1 protein-coding gene is annotated in these 239 nt (G+C 68.2%); it reads right to left on the reverse strand.

Going from position 1 to position 239, the window contains the following annotated elements; genetic code table 11:
• Window positions 1-239 (reverse strand): aminotransferase class I/II-fold pyridoxal phosphate-dependent enzyme (locus tag SB773_RS34400; protein ID WP_410595011.1); only part of this gene is annotated, 239 nt, incomplete at both ends.

Consider the following 239-nt stretch of genomic DNA (forward strand, 5'->3'; position numbering starts at 1 on the left):
GGGAGGGCCTCACCCGAGTACCGCAGTTGGCGGTAGGGCTCGTCCTCGATGATGCGGAATCCCCGTCGCTGTGCGATGGCGGCGATGTGCCGGCGGGCATCGAGCCCGTGCGTGCGGCCGGTGGGATTCTGGAAAGTGGGGACCGTGTAGAAGAACTTCGGGCTGTGCTCGGCGGCGAGCCTGTCCAGTGCTTCGAGATCCAGCTCGCCGCCGTCATAGGGGACGCCGATGACCCGCGC

The sequence above is a fragment of the Bacillus sp. SIMBA_074 genome, assembly GCF_046534555.1.
Classification (GTDB): domain Bacteria; phylum Bacillota; class Bacilli; order Bacillales; family Bacillaceae_G; genus Bacillus_A; species Bacillus_A mycoides.